This is a genomic window from Bradyrhizobium sp. CCBAU 51753 (genome assembly GCF_015291565.1).
Classification (GTDB): domain Bacteria; phylum Pseudomonadota; class Alphaproteobacteria; order Rhizobiales; family Xanthobacteraceae; genus Bradyrhizobium; species Bradyrhizobium ivorense.
Genome location: NZ_CP030037.1, coordinates 6,205,456 through 6,223,703, shown reverse-complemented (window position 1 = coordinate 6,223,703; position 18,248 = coordinate 6,205,456). Strand labels below are relative to the sequence as shown.

Annotated in this window: 14 protein-coding genes; 4 read left to right on the top strand and 10 right to left on the bottom strand. The window is 64.7% G+C overall.

Annotated features, from left to right (window positions below):
• The first annotated feature begins 114 nt into the window (after positions 1-114).
• Positions 115-705, top strand: coding sequence for a DUF2147 domain-containing protein (locus XH93_RS28615; RefSeq protein WP_194475364.1), 591 nt, complete (start codon positions 115-117; stop codon positions 703-705).
• Between the two features lie 4 nt (positions 706-709).
• Here XH93_RS28615 and XH93_RS28610 read toward each other — a convergent pair whose 3' ends face one another.
• The 3 genes from XH93_RS28610 to XH93_RS28600 all read right to left on the bottom strand — a co-directional run bounded on the left by XH93_RS28610 (position 710) and on the right by XH93_RS28600 (position 3,869).
• Complete coding sequence (locus XH93_RS28610) at positions 710-1,756, bottom strand: serine hydrolase (protein ID WP_194470043.1); 1,047 nt, start codon at positions 1,754-1,756, stop codon at positions 710-712.
• 77 nt (positions 1,757-1,833) lie between these two features.
• A complete protein-coding gene (locus tag XH93_RS28605) occupies positions 1,834-2,433 on the bottom strand; it encodes a DUF2867 domain-containing protein (protein WP_194470042.1) in 600 nt (199 codons plus the stop codon).
• A 239-nt stretch (positions 2,434-2,672) separates the two neighbouring features.
• Entirely contained in the window at positions 2,673-3,869 is a 1,197-nt protein-coding gene (locus tag XH93_RS28600; protein ID WP_194470041.1) for an alpha/beta fold hydrolase, read from the bottom strand.
• A 119-nt stretch (positions 3,870-3,988) separates the two neighbouring features.
• On the opposite strand from XH93_RS28600, the gene XH93_RS28595 reads away from it, so the two are divergent.
• A complete protein-coding gene (locus XH93_RS28595) occupies positions 3,989-5,005 on the top strand; it encodes a methyltransferase (RefSeq protein ID WP_194470040.1) in 1,017 nt (338 codons plus the stop codon).
• 207 nt (positions 5,006-5,212) lie between these two features.
• Here XH93_RS28595 and XH93_RS28590 read toward each other — a convergent pair whose 3' ends face one another.
• The 7 genes from XH93_RS28590 to XH93_RS28560 form a co-directional block, all read right to left on the bottom strand.
• Positions 5,213-6,241: an ABC transporter ATP-binding protein gene (locus XH93_RS28590; RefSeq protein WP_194470039.1), complete on the bottom strand. Its 1,029-nt coding sequence runs from the start codon at positions 6,239-6,241 to the stop codon at positions 5,213-5,215.
• Positions 6,234-7,214, bottom strand: coding sequence for an ABC transporter ATP-binding protein (locus XH93_RS28585; protein WP_194470038.1), 981 nt, complete (start codon positions 7,212-7,214; stop codon positions 6,234-6,236). The genes XH93_RS28590 and XH93_RS28585 overlap by 8 nt, the downstream gene beginning before the upstream one ends.
• A complete protein-coding gene (locus XH93_RS28580; RefSeq protein WP_139863329.1) occupies positions 7,211-8,032 on the bottom strand; it encodes an ABC transporter permease in 822 nt (273 codons plus the stop codon). The genes XH93_RS28585 and XH93_RS28580 overlap by 4 nt, the downstream gene beginning before the upstream one ends.
• Positions 8,033-8,099: 67 nt before the next feature.
• Positions 8,100-9,032 carry an ABC transporter permease gene (locus XH93_RS28575; RefSeq protein WP_194470037.1) on the bottom strand — a complete coding sequence of 311 codons (933 nt, stop codon included), beginning with the start codon at positions 9,030-9,032 and terminating at the stop codon, positions 8,100-8,102.
• A 57-nt stretch (positions 9,033-9,089) separates the two neighbouring features.
• Positions 9,090-10,679, bottom strand: coding sequence for an ABC transporter substrate-binding protein (locus XH93_RS28570; RefSeq protein WP_194470036.1), 1,590 nt, complete (start codon positions 10,677-10,679; stop codon positions 9,090-9,092).
• 200 nt (positions 10,680-10,879) lie between these two features.
• On the bottom strand, positions 10,880-12,763 hold the full coding sequence (locus tag XH93_RS28565) for a hypothetical protein (RefSeq protein ID WP_246799320.1): 1,884 nt from the start codon (positions 12,761-12,763) through the stop codon (positions 10,880-10,882).
• A gap of 164 nt (positions 12,764-12,927) precedes the next feature.
• Positions 12,928-14,004 (bottom strand): YbhN family protein, encoded by a 1,077-nt coding sequence (locus tag XH93_RS28560; protein WP_194470034.1) that lies wholly within the window; start codon positions 14,002-14,004, stop codon positions 12,928-12,930.
• Between the two features lie 585 nt (positions 14,005-14,589).
• Between XH93_RS28560 and XH93_RS28555 the strand changes: the two genes are divergently transcribed.
• Together XH93_RS28555 and XH93_RS28550 are read left to right on the top strand one after the other, a co-directional pair.
• Complete coding sequence (locus XH93_RS28555) at positions 14,590-16,008, top strand: MFS transporter (RefSeq protein WP_194470033.1); 1,419 nt, start codon at positions 14,590-14,592, stop codon at positions 16,006-16,008.
• Positions 16,009-16,075: 67 nt separating this feature from the next.
• Positions 16,076-18,082 (top strand): S9 family peptidase, encoded by a 2,007-nt coding sequence (locus XH93_RS28550; RefSeq protein WP_194470032.1) that lies wholly within the window; start codon positions 16,076-16,078, stop codon positions 18,080-18,082.
• Positions 18,083-18,248: the final 166 nt, after the last annotated feature.

The window sequence follows — 18,248 nt, the reverse complement described above, 5'->3', positions numbered from 1 at the left end:
AATTGAGACCAAGGCGTGCGCCACCGGATATTTACGGCGTGGCGCAGGCACTGGAACGGGCTGCGAAATGGCCGTAAACTTCGACTTCGGTGGTCGATTGATCAGGTGATGACGATGCGGACGACGCTATCCAGACTTCGGCTGATCTTCGCGATCGCGACGGCGTTGGTGGTCGCGGCCCCGCTCTCGGCCTCGGCGGTCGATCTGTCGTCGGCTGCCGGTCTCTGGCAGAAGGTCGAGGACGGCAAGACCAGCGGCTGGTTTCTGATCGTCGACCATAACGGCGTCTTCGAGGGTGCGTTCGCCAAGATATTTTCCGAACCCGGCGAATCTCCCAATCCGATCTGCTCGAAGTGCACCGACGATCGCAAGAACGCGCCCTGGCTCGGACTGTCCTTCATCCGCGACATGAAGCGCGACGGACTGAAATACGAGAACGGCAACGTGCTCGATCCGCGCGATGGCAAGGTCTACAAGGCCAAGATGACGCTCAGCGCCGACGGCCAGACGCTGACCTTGCGCGGCTATCTCGGCATCTCGCTGTTCGGCAAGGATGAGGTCTGGACCCGGCTGCCGGATACTGCGATGGCCCAGGTCGATCCCGCAGTGGTCGCCAAATATCTACCGCCGCAGGCGGTCGCAGCGAAGCCGCCCGCACCAGCCGCACCTGCACCCGCGCCGGTGCCGGTGCCGAAAAAGCGCTAGGCCGTCACTGATCCAGGCGCCCGACGCACGCGGCGCCCGCCGGCAGCGCCGCCTCCGCGGGCAGCACAACCTCGTTGATGAGCTTCGCGACCCCTCCGGGAAGGGTGGAGCCGGATGCCAGCGCGATCACGAGGTTGCGGTCCGGAAGGTTCAAAATGAGCTGGCTCTGAAATCCGGCAGCAAAGTAGGCCGGCGAGCCGTCGCCTATTTGCTTTGTCCACCACAGGTATCCGTAGGGGGCGTTGGCCGGCTCGCCGCCGTCGCTGTGCTTGCGCGTGGAATCGAGGACCCAGGCCTGCGAGACCACCTGCCGCTCCCGCCACCGGCCTTGCTGAAGATAAAGCAGGCCGATCTTCGCCATGTCCCTGCCGGTCAATCGCAGTCCGCTAAATCCGGGCAGGTTTCCGTTCGCATCGACAGCCCACTGATAGTGATCGATCTGCAGCGGGGCGAAGAGTTGATTCTTCGCAAACTCCGCAATGTTACCGCCGACCGCACGCCTCAGGATGATCGCGATCAGATTGGTCCCCTCATTGTCGTAGTCAAAATGCGTGCCCGGCGGGTGCGTGACCGTGCGCCCGATCATCCAGACGCTGGAATTCCAGACGCCCGATACCTCCGCCATCTGGTGCGGAGCGAAGCCCGACGACATCGTCAAGAGGTCGCGCAGCGTGATATCGGCGGCGCGCGGATCGATGGTCCCTTCCGTCGCTTCGGCAACCAGCTCGGGCAGCTTCTGGTCCAGTCGCAACAAGCCCTTGTCGATGGCAATGCCGACGAGAATGGACAACACGCTCTTCGTCACCGAATACACGGGCCATTGCGCATCGGGCGGACTGGAGGCGTAATATTCATGAAGGACGCAGTTGCCGCGCGCCAGCACCAGCGCCCTGGCCGACGGGTATTGTTCGGCGACTGTCGCCGAGAGCCTGGCGAGTGTTTCCGCCGTCGATGCCGTGGCTTGCTGTGCTGCGGTCTGCCGGGCCGGAAACCCTGCGGCAATGAACAACGAGATGCCGATTGCCGCCATCAAAGGTCGCGCGCTGCCCATCGCCCTTCCTCCGCCGTTCGGTCCGTGCCGCCCCTTGATCGCCGAGTCTTTTTTCGAAGTTCGAGGTTTCTGCAGCTCTACTGCAGTTGTGTTTGCGCACAGCGTGCCAGGTTGGCCCTGACCACGAGGTGATGAAAAGGCCTGATCGCGTTGAGATAGGTGAAGCCCAGGGCATTGTGGGTATGCACAACGGTTGTCGCGATCAGCAACGTGCCTATCGGAGAATGAGGTCGGAGCAGAGATAGCCGGAAGTCGAGGTGTCGGTCATCCGCACCGAGCACGATTTCGTCCTTGCCCTCCCAGTGCACCGGGAAGAAGTCCACCCGTTCAAGGCTGTCCGGGGACGTCCTGACGGTATCGGAGGTTTTGATGCCGAAGGGCGTCACCATGGCGTCGCGCAGCGCGATCAACGCCTTTTGCCACGCGGGTGGATTGACCAGTGTCCGCGTCGCCAGCTCGCGCATGCTCGACTGTTCCGATGCACGCAAGTCAATGCTGTAGCTATCGAGCAAACTGGCGTTCTCGTACCAGCTCGCAACGACACTTTCCGACGGCGGCGTCGTCCGGCGTACCTGCGCCTTGCGGTCTAAACCCATGCTCATGATGACGTCACCGGCTGGCAACTCGTCGCTGGTTTGCAGGACTTCAACTCTACGGTGATCGGCGCGGCGTCTCAAGGCCGATCTACGCGTTGATTCCACGAACGATGGAGGAGGCAATGTTCGAGGCTTATTCACACTCAAACCAGGAACGACTGATTGCGACCAGCTGCGTTGAGAAGGAAGTCCGGTTTGGGTCACAAGCCGTCGATTCCGGCCAACCGCGCAGTGTCCGCTCCGTCCAAATGAGCTGACCTGCTGACGAACGAGTGGACCTTCGGCTACGGCCAATACCGGACATGCGCCTCTCCAGCCCGCTATTGCTGCGACAGGAACGACACCAGCTCGCGGGACCAGAGCTTGGCCGCATCTTCCTCGAACACCGGCAAATGGTTTTCGCTTTCGAGTGGCACAAGCACGGCGTTTTTGATCGCCCTCGCCAGCAGACGTCCCTGCTCGAATGGAACAAGCTGATCATTGACGCAGTGGGAAATCATGGTGGGGACTGTGACTTTATCGAGTAGTGGGCGCACATTAATTGCATCAACGGCCGTTCGCGCCATGATGCCGCTCTGGAGCGACAGGGCCTTCGAGTGGAGGTCGCTGAATAGCCGAAGCTGCTCCGGCGTGGCCCTGGGCAGGAAGAACGAGCAGAATGCGCGCCAGAATGGGGCATCCAGCCTGTTCCAGGCGGAGCGTATCATCGTGAGAAATGCCTGGGCTTCAGCCTCTGTTTGCGATGATGCACGCTCGTTCCGCCCCTCCGCATACCCACCATGAAGCGCCAGCCGCGTGACGCGCTTTGGTTCCTCACAAGTGAAAGCTATGGAGGTTGCTGCCCCGCCCGACATACCAAGCAACGCGAAACGCCTGAGCTGCAACGTATCAACGACGTCCGTCAGATCGCTGACATAATTCGCAAACGACATGTCTTTCACGTCACGGTCCGACAGGCCGGCGCCCCGACCGTCATAGAGCACTAGCCTGAAGTGCCCGGCCAACTCGTGAAGCAAGGGCGCAGTCAGCGGATTGTCCCATTCGGCCTCGATATGATTGTACCAATGGGCGGCGCGAACGAGCACTGGGCCGCTGCCGACGACCGTTGTGGCAAGCCTCGTACCGTCCCTCACCTCAACGAAGGACACAATCGGCTTGGGAGGTCCGATCGCTGGCGGCGGCTGTCCGGCCGGCACTTCGGAAACGGTGACTTGCGCCACGAAGCGAAAGCCGTTCTTGGCATAGGTCCGGATGATGTGCTGCTGCTTGCCAGTGTCGGCAACGGCCTGGCGCGCCGCATTGATGCGTCCGGCAATCGTGGAGTCGGAAACGAAGCGGCCCTGCCAGACGGATCTGAGCAGCTCATCTCGCGAAACGACCCGCTGCCTATTAACTATGAGATGGACCAGCAGATCGAAAACGCTGGGCTCGATGGAAATGGTGCGGCCGCCCTGCGTGAGCTCGCGCAGCCTGGTATCGATGGTAAATCCCGCGAAGGAATAGGTTGTCCCGGACATCTGACCTGAGCGATCCGAAGGAAAAATGAAAGCAAAACAAAGAACGATCGAAGATTACAGTAATGTCCGGTGTTCGGCGAGGCTCTACTGTCTGCGCACAAAGCGAGCGGGAGGCGCCCATGGGCGATGCTGTCGAGCAGGTCATGAACCTTATCTTCGGACGTTGGCGGAGCCAAATCCTCTATGCCGGCGCAGAGCTTGGCATTTTCGACCACATCCAATCCGATCGTTGGATATCGCCGACAGAGCTGGCGGACACCCTGAGACTCGCCCCGGACCTCCTGTATCGCCTGATGCGCGCCCAGGCAGCGCTTGGCCTGCTGATTGAAGATCACAAACGATGCTTCATGTTGAGCGCCACGGGGGCTCTGTTGCGCGACGACGCCAAACCTTCCCTGAAGCACATGGCGCGGCTTGCCGAGGGTCCGCAACATTACGCCATATGGTCGCATTTGCCGGACGTTGTGCGGGACGGGAAGCAGGACGCGTTCGAGCGCGAGTTCGGCTACGGAGCCTTCGAACACGCCCGGCGGGACGCCGATTATGCCAGCCGCTTCAGGATGGGTATGTCGAGCTATTCGGAAGTGCAGTCGGCTCTCGCGATTGCCGTCCTGCGACAGCGTGCACCAAGTTCAATCTCGACGTTCTGCGATATCGGCGGCGGCCATGGCCATCTAACATGCTCGGTCCTGCGTGAATTTCCACACATGTCGGGAGTGGTCTTCGATCTGCCTGATGTGATTGCGGACCGCGGCGAACCATGGGCCGAGAGGCTCGGGGTCGAGGGTCGCTGCTCCTATGTCGGCGGAGACATGTTTACGGCAGTCCCGAAGGCCGATGCTTACAGCTTAAAGATGATCCTGCACGACTGGTCGGACAGCGACTGCGTGAGGATACTCTCCAACGTGCGTAAGGCCGCGAAAGTCGGTGCGCGGCTGTACATCATCGAGCATATCGTGCCGGGGCCCGATGCGGCTCACCTATCCAAGCTGTTCGATATTCACATGATGGTCTGGGGCAAAGGAAGGGAGCGTTCGCAAACCGAATACAACGATCTGCTACGGCTGGCCGGCTGGACGCCCGGAGAGATAAGCTATCCCAGTAACGGATTAATTGGTGTGCTTGAGGCCACCTGAAATAGCTCTACGCCCGCCGACGATGGCTTGGGTCGTTAAGTCCGCTATGGGTGACAAGACGATATTGCCGAAGTCAAGTCGCATGTCCGCTTCGCACCCGAAAGCGGACGTCCCAGTTTCATGAGTACCTAGGTCCTCTCATCCCGGTTCGAATTGCGCCTCTCTCGCGCCAAAGCTTGCTTCGACGCGCGCGTAGCGTCGTCGGCACTAGGTGAGGGCGGCGTCGGCGAAGGCTTCACCGGCGATGTCGTCAGCGCGCCAGCATCGCACCGCGTGTCCGTCGGGACGCGTTTCCAGTGGCGGCACCGGCGCGCGCTGACACACCGCTTCGGCATGACGGCAGCGTGGAGCGAACGCGCATCCATCCGGCGGATTGAGCGGGTTGGGAAGCTCGCCCTTCGTCGTCGCGAGCGGGGCGCGGCGCAGCGGATCGGGAATCGCTGATATCAGCGTGCGCGTGTAGGGGTGTGCCGGCCGCTCGAAGATTTCGCGCCAGCCGCCGGTCTCGACAATGCGGCCGAGATACATCACCGCGACCCGGTCGCTCATATGCTCGACGACGCCGAGGTCGTGGCTAATCATGATGTAGGAGAGGCCGAGCGTCTCCTTCAACTCCAGCAGCAGATTGATGATCTGGGCGCGGATCGAGACGTCGAGCGCGGAGACCGGCTCGTCGCAGATGACGATCTTGGGATTGAGGATCAGCGCGCGGGCGATGCCGATGCGCTGCCGCTGGCCGCCGGAGAATTCATGCGGGTAGCGGCCGGCCTGCTCGGGCCGCAGGCCGACATGCTTGAGCATGGCCTCGAGGCGTCCGTCGATCTCGCTCCTGGCCGTCACGCCGTGCAGCCGCAGCGGATCCTCGAGCGTGCGGCGAACAGTTTGCCGCGGATTGAGCGAGGCGTAGGGATCCTGGAACACCATCTGGACGATGCGGGCCAACGCCTTGCGATCGCCGGATTGCTTGCCGCTCACCGGCCGCCCGTCCAGCACGATGCGACCGCGCGTCGGCGTCAGCAGCCCGAGCAGCGACAGCGCCACGGTCGACTTGCCGCAGCCGGATTCGCCGACCAGGCCAAGGCACTCGCCGCGCCTCAGCTCGAGATCGACGCCGTCGACCGCGCGGAGCAGCCGCTGGCCGCGACCGAGCAGGCCACCGCCGATCGGAAAATGCACCGCGAGGTCCTCGACGCTGAGGATCACGTCGTCGCCGGGCCTGATAGCAGCTTCATGCATGGTGGTGGCACCTGACGAGGCCGCCTGCATCGAGCCAGGTCGTCTCCGGCGCGGTGGTCCGGCAAATCTCGGTCGCCTGCGCGCAACGCGGATTGAAGCGGCAGCCGCTCGGGAAGTCCGCGATCGCCGGCACCACGCCCGCGATCTCCCTGAGCCTGCTGCGGCCATGTGCGGCGCGCGTCCCCAGCCGCGGCAGCGAGTCGACCAGGCCCTGCGTATAGGGATGCGCGCAGGCGCGGAAGATCTCGTCCGAGCGGCGCTGCTCGACGATGCGGCCGGCATACATCACGGCGACGCGGCGGCAGACATTGGCGACCAGGCCGAGGTCGTGGCTGATCATCAGGATGGCTGTGCCGCGCTCGGCGCACAGATTGCGCATCAGCTCGATGATTTCCGCCTGCACCGTCACGTCGAGCGCGGTGGTCGGCTCGTCGGCGATCAGCAGATCCGGCCCGCAGGCCAGCGCGATCGCGATCATCACGCGCTGGCGCATGCCGCCGGAAAGCTGGTGCGGGTAGTCGTTGACCCGTCGCTCCGGCGCGGGGACGCGGACGCTCGCCAGCGCCTCGACGGCGAGCTGGTTGGCTTCGCGCCAGCTCTTGCCCTTGTGCAGCACGTACATCTCCGCGATCTGCCGGCCGACCGGCGAGACCGGATTGAGCGCCGTCATCGGCTCCTGGAAGATCATGGCAATGCGGTCGCCGCGCAGGTCGCGCTGCTCGGCCGCGGAAAGGCGCTGAATCTCGCGGCCCTCGAACCGGATGGCGCCGGAGGCGACCGACAGCGGCCGGCGCAGCAGGCCGATCAGCGCGAGCGCGGTGATGCTCTTGCCGCAGCCGGATTCGCCGACCAGGCCGAATGTCTCGCCGCGCTCGATGCGGAACGAAACGTCCTCGACCGCCGCAACGCGGCTCGATCCGCTGTCGAGATCGATGCGCAGGTCTTCGACTTCGATCAGCGGAGCGGTCGTCATGTGCGCCGGCTCCGCGACTGTGGATCGAGAATGTCACGCAGGCCGTCGCCGAGCAGATTGAGGCCGAGCACGGTGAGGAAGATGGCAAGGCCCGGGAAAACCGACAGCCAGGGCGCCGTGGTGATCTGGTCGCGCGCCTCCGACAGCATGCTGCCCCAGCTTGGAAAGGGCGGCCGGATGCCGAGGCCGAGGAACGAGAGCGAGGCTTCGGCCAGCACCGCGCTGCCCATGCCGAGCGTGCCGATCACGATGATGGGCCCGAGCATGTTCGGCAAAAGCTGCGTGATCATGATGCGCAGATCGCCATAACCGAGCACCCTGGCCGCCTGCACATAGCCCTGGCTCTTCAGCGACAGCGTCGAGGCCCGCGCGATCCGGCAGGTGAACGACCAGTTGGTCAGCCCGAGCGCGATCAAGAGGCTGGTCAGGCCGGGTCCAAGGACCGCCATGATCGCCAGCGCGAAGATCAGCGAGGGGATCGCGAGCATGAGGTTGGTCAGCCCATTGACGATGTCGTCCCACCAGCCGCCAAAATAGCCCGCGCTCAGGCCCAGTGTCACGCCGATCACGCTGTTGACCAGCTGCGAGACGATGCCGACCGTCAGCGAGATGCGCGCGCCGTAGACGACACGGGAGTAGATATCGCGGCCCTGCGCGTCGGTGCCGAACCACCAGAGCCAGCTCGGCGGTTCCTCCGCATTCATCAAATTGGCGTCCATCACGGGATCGGTGTGCGCCAGCCAGGGCGCGAGCAGGCCGACGACAATCGCCAGCGCAAACAATAATCCGCCGATGATGAGACTGGTTCCGAGCTTCATCGTGGCCGCTCCGCCGCGCCAGGCGGCGCAATCCGTCGTACCCAGGCGTGATCAAGCCGACCGACGCTCATGCGTATCTGATCCTGGGATCGATCACGCCATAGAGCACGTCGATCAATGTGTTGATCGCCAGGAAGAACAGCACCACGACGAGAATGGAGCCCTGAACGGCGGGGATGTCGCGCTGCAGCACGCTGTCGACCAGCAGCGAGCCGATGCCCGGCCAGGAGAACAGTTTTTCGACGACGACCGCCTGTCCCATCAGCGCGCCGAACTGCAGGCCGACCGTGGTGAGGATGAGGACCAGCGCGTTGCGCATCACGTGCCACTGCACCACGCGGGTCTCGCTCATGCCCTTCGAGCGCGCGGTCCGCACGAAATCCGCGGTCATGATCTCGAGCACCGCTGCCCGCGTCGTCCGCGCCAGCAGCGCCATCGGCGAGACCCCGAGTGAGACGGCTGGCAGGATCAGGTATTTGAGTCCGCCATCGCCATAGCCAAAGCTCGGCAGCCAGCCGAGCTTCAGCGCAAACACGTACATCAAGAGCAGGCCGAGCCAGAATTTTGCGATCGAGAGGCCCGACACCGCGACGACCATCGAGATGGTGTCGACGACGCCCCCCGGCCGCAGCGCGGCAATGAAGCCGAGCGGGACGCCGATCACGATCGCAAAAACGATGGCGGCGAAGATCAACTGCAGCGTCGGCCACATCCGCTTGGCGATCATGGTCGTGACCGGCTCGCGGGTGCGGAACGAAGTGCCGAAATCGCCTTGGGCGAGGCTCGCAATGTATTTGCCGAACCTGATGTAGACGGGATCGTCGAGGCCGAGCTGTTTTTTCATGCGCTCCACCACCTGCGGATCGGTCGGACCTCGGCCGTCATCGGCGGTCGATGCGATGCTGCCCGGAACGACGCTGAACAGCACGAAGATCACCAGCACGACGGCCAGCACGATCGGAACGGTCTGCAGGATGCGACGGATCAGGAAGGAGAGCATCGGAACTGTTCCTCCCTGTCTCGATCGCGCGTGCGATCGAGGCAGGGCGAGAGCCTGTCACTTCGCCGGCGAGGTCTCGTCGACCCAGAGGTCTTCGACGTTCTGATGGGTCAGCTCGGTCGCGTTCAGCTGAATGCCCTTGAGCCAGGGCTGCACCGCCATCACCGCCTTGTTGTAGTTGAAGAACCAGACCGGCGCCTCTTCCTGCAGCAGCGCGTTGGCCTTTTGCAGCAGCTCGATGCGTTTTTCGCCATCGTCAGCCTGTCCGGCCTGATCGAGGAGCTTGTCGAAGTCGGGGTTCTTGAAGCTCATGTAGTTGCAGGCCGATTGCGGCGTCGACGAGTGGAAGCATTTCAGCGCGGCCTGGGGATCCGGGCCGGTCGCCTGGGAATAGATGTAGGCCTGGAATTCGCCCTTGCGGATGACCTCCGCCAGCACCGCGGTCTCGACCTGCTTGACCTTCACCTTGATGCCCACTCTGTCCAGCATCGGGATGATGGCCTCGACGATCGGCAAGCCCCAGCTTTCATTCTGGCTGGTGGTCCACTCGAATTCGAAGCCGCTGGGATAGCCGGCGTCCGCCAGCAGCTGCTTCGCCTTGGCGGGATCGAAGGCGTAGGGCTTCATGGTCTTGTCGTAAGCGGGCGAGGTCAGCGGCAGCCAGCTTGTGGCGCGATAGGCCTTGCCCTTGACCAGCTTGTTGATGATCAGATCGGCATCGATCGCATGGTTGATCGCCTGCCGGACCCGCTTGTCGGCGAACGGCTTGAACGAGGGGTTCATTCCCATGTAGCGGGTGAAGACTTCGGCGACTTCGACGATGCTGCTCTTCAGGGCGGGGTCGGCCTGATAGGCGAGGTACTGCGCGGGCCCGAGCACCGAGGTGTCGATCTCCTTGTTGCGGAAGGCGACGTCGCGCGCTGCGGCTTCGGCCATCAGCGACACCACGATCTTGTCGGCATAGGGCTTGCCGGGTTTGTAAAACTTCTCCCAGCGCTCCAGCACCACGCGCGAGCCCGGCACGTGCTCGACGAACTTGAACGGTCCGAGCCCGATCGGCTTCTGGATGAAGCTCTCCTTGGCGGCTTCGTCGGCGGGGTAGATCGAGGTGATGGCGTTGAAGAAGTAGAAGCCGGGGTCGACCTTCTCGGTCAGCTTCATTTTCAGCGTGAAGTCGTCGATCTTCTTCAGGCCGGAGATTTCCTTGGCCTGGCCCTTCTCGACTGCGGCGGCACCCTCGATGACGCGGACGAAGCGCGCGCCGGGATACGCTTTGCTGCCGTCGACGATGCGATTGTAGGTCCAGATGATGTCGTCGGCCGTCATTTTGCGGCCATGGTGGAAGTAGACGTCGTCGCGCAGCTTGAAGGTGTGAACGAGACCGCCGTCGGAGACGATGTCCTCCTTGGCAAGCTCCAGCACCGGTTTGCCTTCGGCGGAGTTCCAGATGTAGAGCGACCGGTGCAGCGCCTTGGCGTAGATCTCGTCCTGGGCACGCGGCGAGGTATGAATGTCCATGCTGGTGAAGCTTGAACCGTAGGGCGCCGTCATTCTGATGGTGCCGCCCTTGCGCGGGGTCTGTGCCTCCGCCGTAGCGGAAAGTGCCAGTCCCAAGCCAACCACTATCGCAATCGTCCTGAACATCATGCCTGTCCCCAACAGGAGGAGTGATCATGGAGTTGACCACTCGCGGCACGTCGAACGCAAGATGCACGTCGCCTGTTGGCGGCGATCCGGATCAATATTGTGCCGGGGACAGGTTCGCCGGAATTCATCCAATGGCAGTTGTGCCTCGCTTGCAACTTGCGCGGGCATCCAAGTGACTGCGATTGAATGGATTTCGGGTTCTACCGCTGCTGCGGCGAGAGCTGCAGCGGCATGACCGGCTGCGAGGTGATCTCGCCCACGGCCGTGTCGAGTTGCAGCAGGCTGGCTGCGGCCGGCACCACGGCATCGGCCATCGCCGCGTGTCCCTCGGCGCTCGGATGCACCGCGCCGCCATAGACCGCCGACAGGATGCCCCAGGTCGCGTCGTGGATATCGCTCGGCTGCATCGAGGATGGCAGGCCCTGCGGATAGGTCATCGCCGAAAAATAGCTGTCATTGGCGTCGCGGATCCAGCGCGCCCGCGGCAAATAGGGGCGGTACTCGCCGGCGCTGCGGCCGCATTTCAGCGGCTGGCTGGCGGCGGCGACGATGTCGGAGACGAAGCTGTCGCCATTGGCCGCAAAGCAGTCGCGGTCGAATTCCGGATCACTCGCGGCGCGCGCGCAGAAGCCGTGGCTTGCGAACGCGTCCTGATGCGCATCGACGAAGGTCATGCGGTCGGTCTGCGGATCGCGGCAGATGATGCCGGACTGGCACTGCGCGATTCCCTTGAGCTGCGGCAGGAACTCGTTCTGCACGAAGCTCGAGACTTGGGCGAGCCGCTTCGGATCGGCGTTGAACGAGGGATGGATCTCGAAGCCGGCGCGGCCGCCGGGGCAGGGCGTGCCGCCATTGCTCAGCGCCGGATTGGCGTAGGCCGTGTAGATCACGCGGGAGAGGTCGCCGCCGACCAGCGGCTTCAGCGCCTCGCGCAGCTTGGCGAAGCCGGACGGCAGGTCGCGGGTCAGCTCCGAGCGCGCATCCTCGACGCTGGCCAGCGAGCCGCCCTGGCTGAACAGCGTTCGTTCGGTCGGGGTGTCGACGATGACGTTGGCGACGAGGCCGGAGAAATAGATGTCGTTGGCGCCGATCGACAGCAGCACGAGGTCGAGCGTGCGCTCCGGCTGGCGGCGCTTGGCCGCCGCCAGCGCCGTGCGCAGCTCGGCAATCTGGCCGTTGACGGAACCCGAGCAGCTGCTGGCCGACTTGGTCGGCAGGCACTCCCGGGCCTGCTGCGAGCCGAGCAGGCCGTCGGCGATGGTGGCGCCGGTGCAGGCCAGCGGCAGATAGGTCACCGCGATGTGCGGATATTGCACGGCGAGCGCCAGTGCGGTGCGGGTCTGGTAGCTGTACAGCGAGCGGTGGCAGGCCGAGTTGAGCCACAGCGCGCTGTGACGCTGCCAGTTCGCCAGGGTGTCCGGCGCCTCGCAGGCCCGCCCGCCCTTGAAGCCGGCGCGGCTCGGCCGGTAATACTGTGCGCCGCCGAGATAGGAGCGGAAGCAAAATCCCTCGTCGGACAGCGCGATCGCGCGGTCCGGATTGCCCTCGCCGGACGCGATGCTGTCGCCGAGCCCGGCGATGAAGACATCGCGCACCGCGATCTCGGTGGTGACGCGCTGGTTGGCCGCGGCGCCGCTCGCGACGTCGACGGTTGTGACCGTGGTGCGGCCGTAGCGGACCCGCAGATTGATCGGCTCGTTGCAGTCGAAGGTCGAGGTTTGCGGCCCGTCGCCGTCGTCGAACGACCAGGCGCAGGTGGCGCCGACCGGCACCGCGCCGGTGAGGCGGACGACGATCGGGTGGTCGATCGGCGTCAGATAGCTTTCCTTGACGTTGTCGCGGTTGCACGGCTCGTTGACCCGGCCCTGTAGGTCGATGCAGAGCCGGTTGACCATGTTGCGCGCCCAGCCGCGGCCGTCGCTCTGCACTTCCAGCGCCTGCTCCGAGGCCAGCACGCTGCGGCCGAGCTCGCTTTCAACATGCAAGCGGAAGTCGCGCTCCTCGCGGAACAGGCGGAAGCGGTTGCGGACCTCCCAGGAGATCTGCAGCGGCGCGTCCTGCGCTTGCGCGGCCGAGGCAAGCATTGCCGTGAGCGCGCTGCAGAGCAGCACACCGCAGACCGTCAAACGAAACGAAAATCGAGCCAAAGGACCAAGCATGGCGCGTTTGACGTTAGCGGTACGGCGAAAATAAGAGAATGGGGCTTGAGGGATCGAAAAACCGCAGCAAGCGGGCGGGAACGTCGCGATTAACCTTTCATCCGCCGGACCCGCTGCTGCCGGCTTTCGATCGGCTGCCGCACGGTCGCCGAGGCCGTGCAGGCCTGGCTCAATCGCTTTCGTTCCTGCCAGGGCTGCACCACGTTGAGCCACAGCTCGCGCATGCCCATGATCGAGATCGAAATCCCGAACGGGATCAGGAAATAGAGGATGCGGAACACCACCAGTGTCGCCAGCAGCTGTTCCTTGCTGAACTCCGGCAGCGCCACCAGCATCGCGGCGTCGAACACGCCGATCGAGCCGGGGGCGTGGCTGGCGAAGCCGAGCAGGGTGGCGAGGATGAACACCACTGCCAGCGAGACGAAGTCGATATGCGGCTCGGTCGGCATCAGCAAATACATCGCGAGCGCGCAGAAGCCGAGATCGACCACGCCGATCAGGATCTGCAGCAGCGTCAGCCGGGCCGAGGGCAGGATCACCTTCCAGCCGTTCTGGCCGAGCTCGCGGCGCTTCTCGCCGGTCAGCAGCCAGACGAAGTAGGCGGCGATGCCGGTCAGGCAGCCGATCGCGATCAGCCGGTTCATCGCCGGCGGCAGCAGGTCCATCGCCGACGCCGCGGAGGGGTGCCAGGCCATGCCGATCCCGAGCACGAACAGATTGCCGAGCCAGAACGTCAGCCCCGACAGGAAGCAGATTTTGGCGACGTCGATCGCGGTCAGGCCGTAGTCGGAGTAGATCCGGAAGCGGATCGCGCCGCCGGTGAAGACCGTGGCGCCGATATTGTGGCCGATCGTGTAGCTGGTGAAGCTGGACAGCGCTGCGATGCGGTAGGGTACATGGTTCTTGCCGATCGTGCGCAGCGCGAAGAAGTCATAGAAGGTCAGGGTGCAGAACGCCCCGACCACGCACAGCGCCGCCAGCGCGATCCGGTGCGAAGCGATGTCGGTCAGCGCGGTCAGGATGACGGCGGTATCCACGCCCTTCAGCGTGCGGACCAACGTCGTGATCGCGAACACGATGATGAGCAGACTGGCAGCGATCCCGAGCCGTTTCCAGCCGATCTTTTCCTTGAAGCCACGCCCGAGCGTGGTCAGCAGCCGATGCATTCATCCTCCCGGCGGGGCGGCGATTTCAATGGGACCCGGTCACGGACGGCGACGGGCGACGGGCAAACGCACCGTGCGCGATGACCCATAAGGCAAAATCGGCGCGTTGTGCAGCCCTTGACAAGCCAAGCTTCGTCTCCCGTCCGTCCTCATTGTCATACGGCCTACATATGTTTCCGCTTGCGGATTGTGAGTCGTGGCCGATTACCCCGCAATACTGCGGATACAGCGAACGTTGCGCTGTTCCGGCAGGTTTCAGCAGCGTTTTCCCCGATTTTGCCATGATGTCGTCGCTCCGCGGCCGCACGCCATTATGCGAATGGACGATATGCATCCACGAGGGGGCGCCGTCCCCCGTGACCGGCGTTTACCAAAGCATCAAGTCGATGCCGGCATCTGCCGGTCTTGGAGGGCTCAAGCGCGCCTTGAGCCAATTCCTAGGTCTATTGAGGCAAAACGCCGCGCAAGGGGCCGTGACGGCACGCCCCGCGCGACGCCGCACGATGACACTTCGATCTGTAGTGAAGTGTCATATCGGAGCGGACGCCTATGTCTCGCGTTGGTCGCCAAAGCGAGGATCAACTCATGCAACAGACATCGTCGAACCTCCGGCCGGTGCCGGATCAATCCGCTGCGTTCCGTGCGGCGCCCGGCGGGCTTGCGACCACATTGACGCTTGCCGCGATGAGCCTCGGCTATGGCGTGGTGCAGCTCGACGTGACCATCGTCAACACCGCGCTCGATGCGATCGGCGGCTCGCTCGGCGGCGGCGTTGCCGAGCTGCAATGGGTGGTCAGCGCCTACACCATCGCCTTTGCCGCCTTCATTCTGACCGCGGGCGCGCTGGGCGACCGCATCGGCGCCAAGCGCGTCTTCATGGCGGGCTTTGCGATCTTCACCGCGGCCTCGCTGGCCTGTGCCCTGGCGCCGGACGCGGTGACGCTGATCGCGGCGCGCTGTGTGCAGGGACTGGCCGCGGCGATCCTGGTGCCGAACTCGCTGGCGCTGCTGCGTCATGCCTATGCCGACGAGAAGGCGCGCGGCCGCGCCGTCGGCGTCTGGGCCGCCGGCGCCAGCCTTGCGCTGACCGCGGGCCCGCTCGTCGGCGGCGCGCTGATCGCGCTGGTCGGCTGGCGCGCGATCTTCCTGGTCAACCTGCCGATCGGCCTGGCCGGGCTGTGGCTGGCCTGGCGCTTTGCCGGCGAGACCACACGGCATCGCCAGCACGAGCTCGATATGCCGGGCCAGCTCGCCGCGGTCGCCGGGCTCGGCACCTTGGCCGGCGCGCTGATCGAGGGCGGCGCGCTCGGCTGGAGCAGTCCGTTCGTGCTGGCCGGCTTCGTGCTGGCGGCGGTCTTTGCGGTGCTGTTCGTGTGGCGCGAGGCGCGCGCGCCGCAGCCGATGCTGCCGCTGTCGCTGTTCGGCGAGCGGCTGTTCGCGCTGAGCGCGCTGGTCGGCCTGCTCGTCAACGTCGCGTTTTACGGGCTGATCTTCGTGTTCAGCCTCTACTTCCAGCGCGTCAACGGCCTGTCGGCGTTCGAGACCGGGCTTGCTTTCGTGCCGATGCTGGCCGCGGTGCTGCCGGCCAACCTGATCGCGCCGCGCGTCGCCGAACGGATCGGCGCGCCGGCAACCATTACGCTCGGCGCTGTGATCACCGCGGCCGGCTGCCTCGCAACGCTCGGCATCGACCGCGGCACCAGCTATCTCGCGCTCTGCCTGCAGATGATCGCGATGAGCAGCGGCCTCGGCCTCCTGGTGCCGCCGCTGACGTCGACGCTGCTCGGCAGCGCGGCGCCGGAGCGCGCGGGCATCGCCGCCGGCGTGCTCAATGCGACCCGGCAGACCGGCAGCGTGCTCGGCGTCGCGCTGTTCGGCTCGCTGATCAGCACGTCCTCCGCCTTCATCAGCGGCCTGCACGCGTCGCTCGTAATCTCGGCGGGTGTGCTGCTTGCCGCCGGCGCGCTGATCCGGATCGGCGCGTCATCACAAGCGCGGCAATGAACGAAGCCGGTGATTGCGCGGCGGCGGGCCCCCATCTAACGTTGTGCCGCCGACGGGGGCCGATCAGATGGCTGCGCCAATCGACCGACGAGTTTTCGTGCGCGGTGCCGCTGCGCTCGCGGCGTCGCTGCCGTTTGCCGGCCTGACCAGCTCAGTGCGCGGCCAGGCGCCCGAGCTGATCGCGCGCAAAGTGTTCTTCGACAATCCCGACTACATCAATGTCCGCCTCAGCCCGGATGGGACGCATCTCGCCTATGTCGCGCCGCTCGACGGCGTGAACAATCTGTGGGTCGCGCCGCTGGCCGATCCCAGGGCGGCGCGGCCGCTCACCCGCGTCACCGACCGCAACATCTCGAACTATCACAACTGGGCGCACACCAATCGCCATGTGGTGTTCTTCCGCGAGCGCGACGGCGACGAGAACTTTCGTGCCGCCAGCGTCGACATCGTGAGCGGCGCGATCGTGCCGCTGACGCCGGAGAGCGGCGTCAAGTCGTTCCTGCAGGAAGCCGACCGCAAGTTTCCCGAGGAGATGCTGCTGCGGCACAATGCCCGCGACAAGCGCTATTTCGACCTGTTCCGCATCAATATCGTGACCGGCGCCAGCGAGCTCGTCTACGAGAACCACGACTATATTGGTTTGATCACCGACAGCGCATTCCAACTGCGGCTGGCCTCGCGCCTGACCGCCGACGGCTCGGCCGAGGTGTTCGAGCGCCGCGCCGACGGCGGCTGGGCGCCGTTCATGACGGTGCCGATCGCCGACACCGATACCACGCATCTGCTCGACTTCAGCGCCGACGGCAACACGCTCTATCTGACGGACTCGCGCGGCCGCGACAAGGCGGCGCTGTTCGCCTTCGACATGACGACGCGGCAGGCGACGCTGCTCGCCGCCGACGATGAGGCCGACATCACGCTCGCGATCTTCGACGAGGAGCGCCGGCCGCTGGCCGCGATGGCCGTCACCGATCGCCGGCGCTGGCATGCCGTCGATCAATCGGTGGCCCAGGATCTCGCCGATCTGAGCCGTCACGGCGGCGGCGACATCACCTTCGTCAGCAACAGCAGTGATCTCCGGCTCGGCAGCATCTATTTCGAGCGCGACACCGAAAGCGGCGAATACGCGCTGCTCGATCGCAAGACGCGCGAGGTGAAGAAACTGTTCACCCAGCGCCGCGCGCTCGACGGCCTGGCGCTGCGCCGGCTCGAGCCGGTGGTGATTCTCGCGCGCGACGGCCTGCGCCTCAACGGTTACCTGACGCGGCCGATCGAGGCCGCGGCCGGCCGCGTGCCGCTGGTGCTGGTGATCCACGGCGGGCCGTATCTGCGCGACACCTGGGGCTTCAGTCCGACCCACCAGTGGCTGGCCAGCCGCGGTTATGCGGTGCTCGCCGTCAACTATCGCGGCTCGACCGGCTTCGGCAAAGCCTTCGTGAGCGCCGCCGACCATGAATGGGGCGGCAAGATGCATGACGACCTGATCGATGCCGTCGACTGGGCGATCGCGCAGGGCATCGCCGACTCCGCGCGCATCGGGTTCTTCGGCGGCAGCTATGGCGGCTATTCGGCGCTGACCGCGGCGACCAGGACGCCCGACGTGTTCGCCTGCATCGTCGACCTGTTCGGCATTTCCAACCTCGTCACCTTCATGGCGACGATCCCGCCCTACTGGGGCCCGTGGATCAGCGTCTGGAAGAACCGGCTTGGCGATCCCGACACCGAGGCCGGCCGCGCCTTCCTGGTCGAGCGCTCGCCGCTGACCCATATCGACCGTGCCACCAAGCCGATCCTGATCGCGCAGGGCATGCGCGATGTGAGGGTGGTCGCCGCCGAGTCCGAGCAGATGGTTACCGCGCTCAAGCGGCGCAATGTGCCGGTGACCTACATCACATTCGCCGACGAGGGGCACGGATTTGTCCGCCCCGAGAACCGGCTTGCCTTCTACGGCGTGACCGAAGCGTTTCTCGCCAAACATCTCGGCGGCCGCTGCCAGCCGATCGGGAATGATTTTGCCGGCTCGTCGCTCAAGGTCGAGACCGGAGGGGAGTTGATACCGGGCCTGCGCGGTTAGAGCATGATCCGGAAAAAACAAAGAGCTAAAGCGCCATGACGATTCAACACAATCTCATCGCGCTTTAGCTTCTGTGATGTCAGGTCATACGAAACTGCTGCTTTCCGAGGCAGCCGTCGGGCGGATTCGCGCGGCGTTGAAGGCTTCTTCACCATCCGTGGAACCA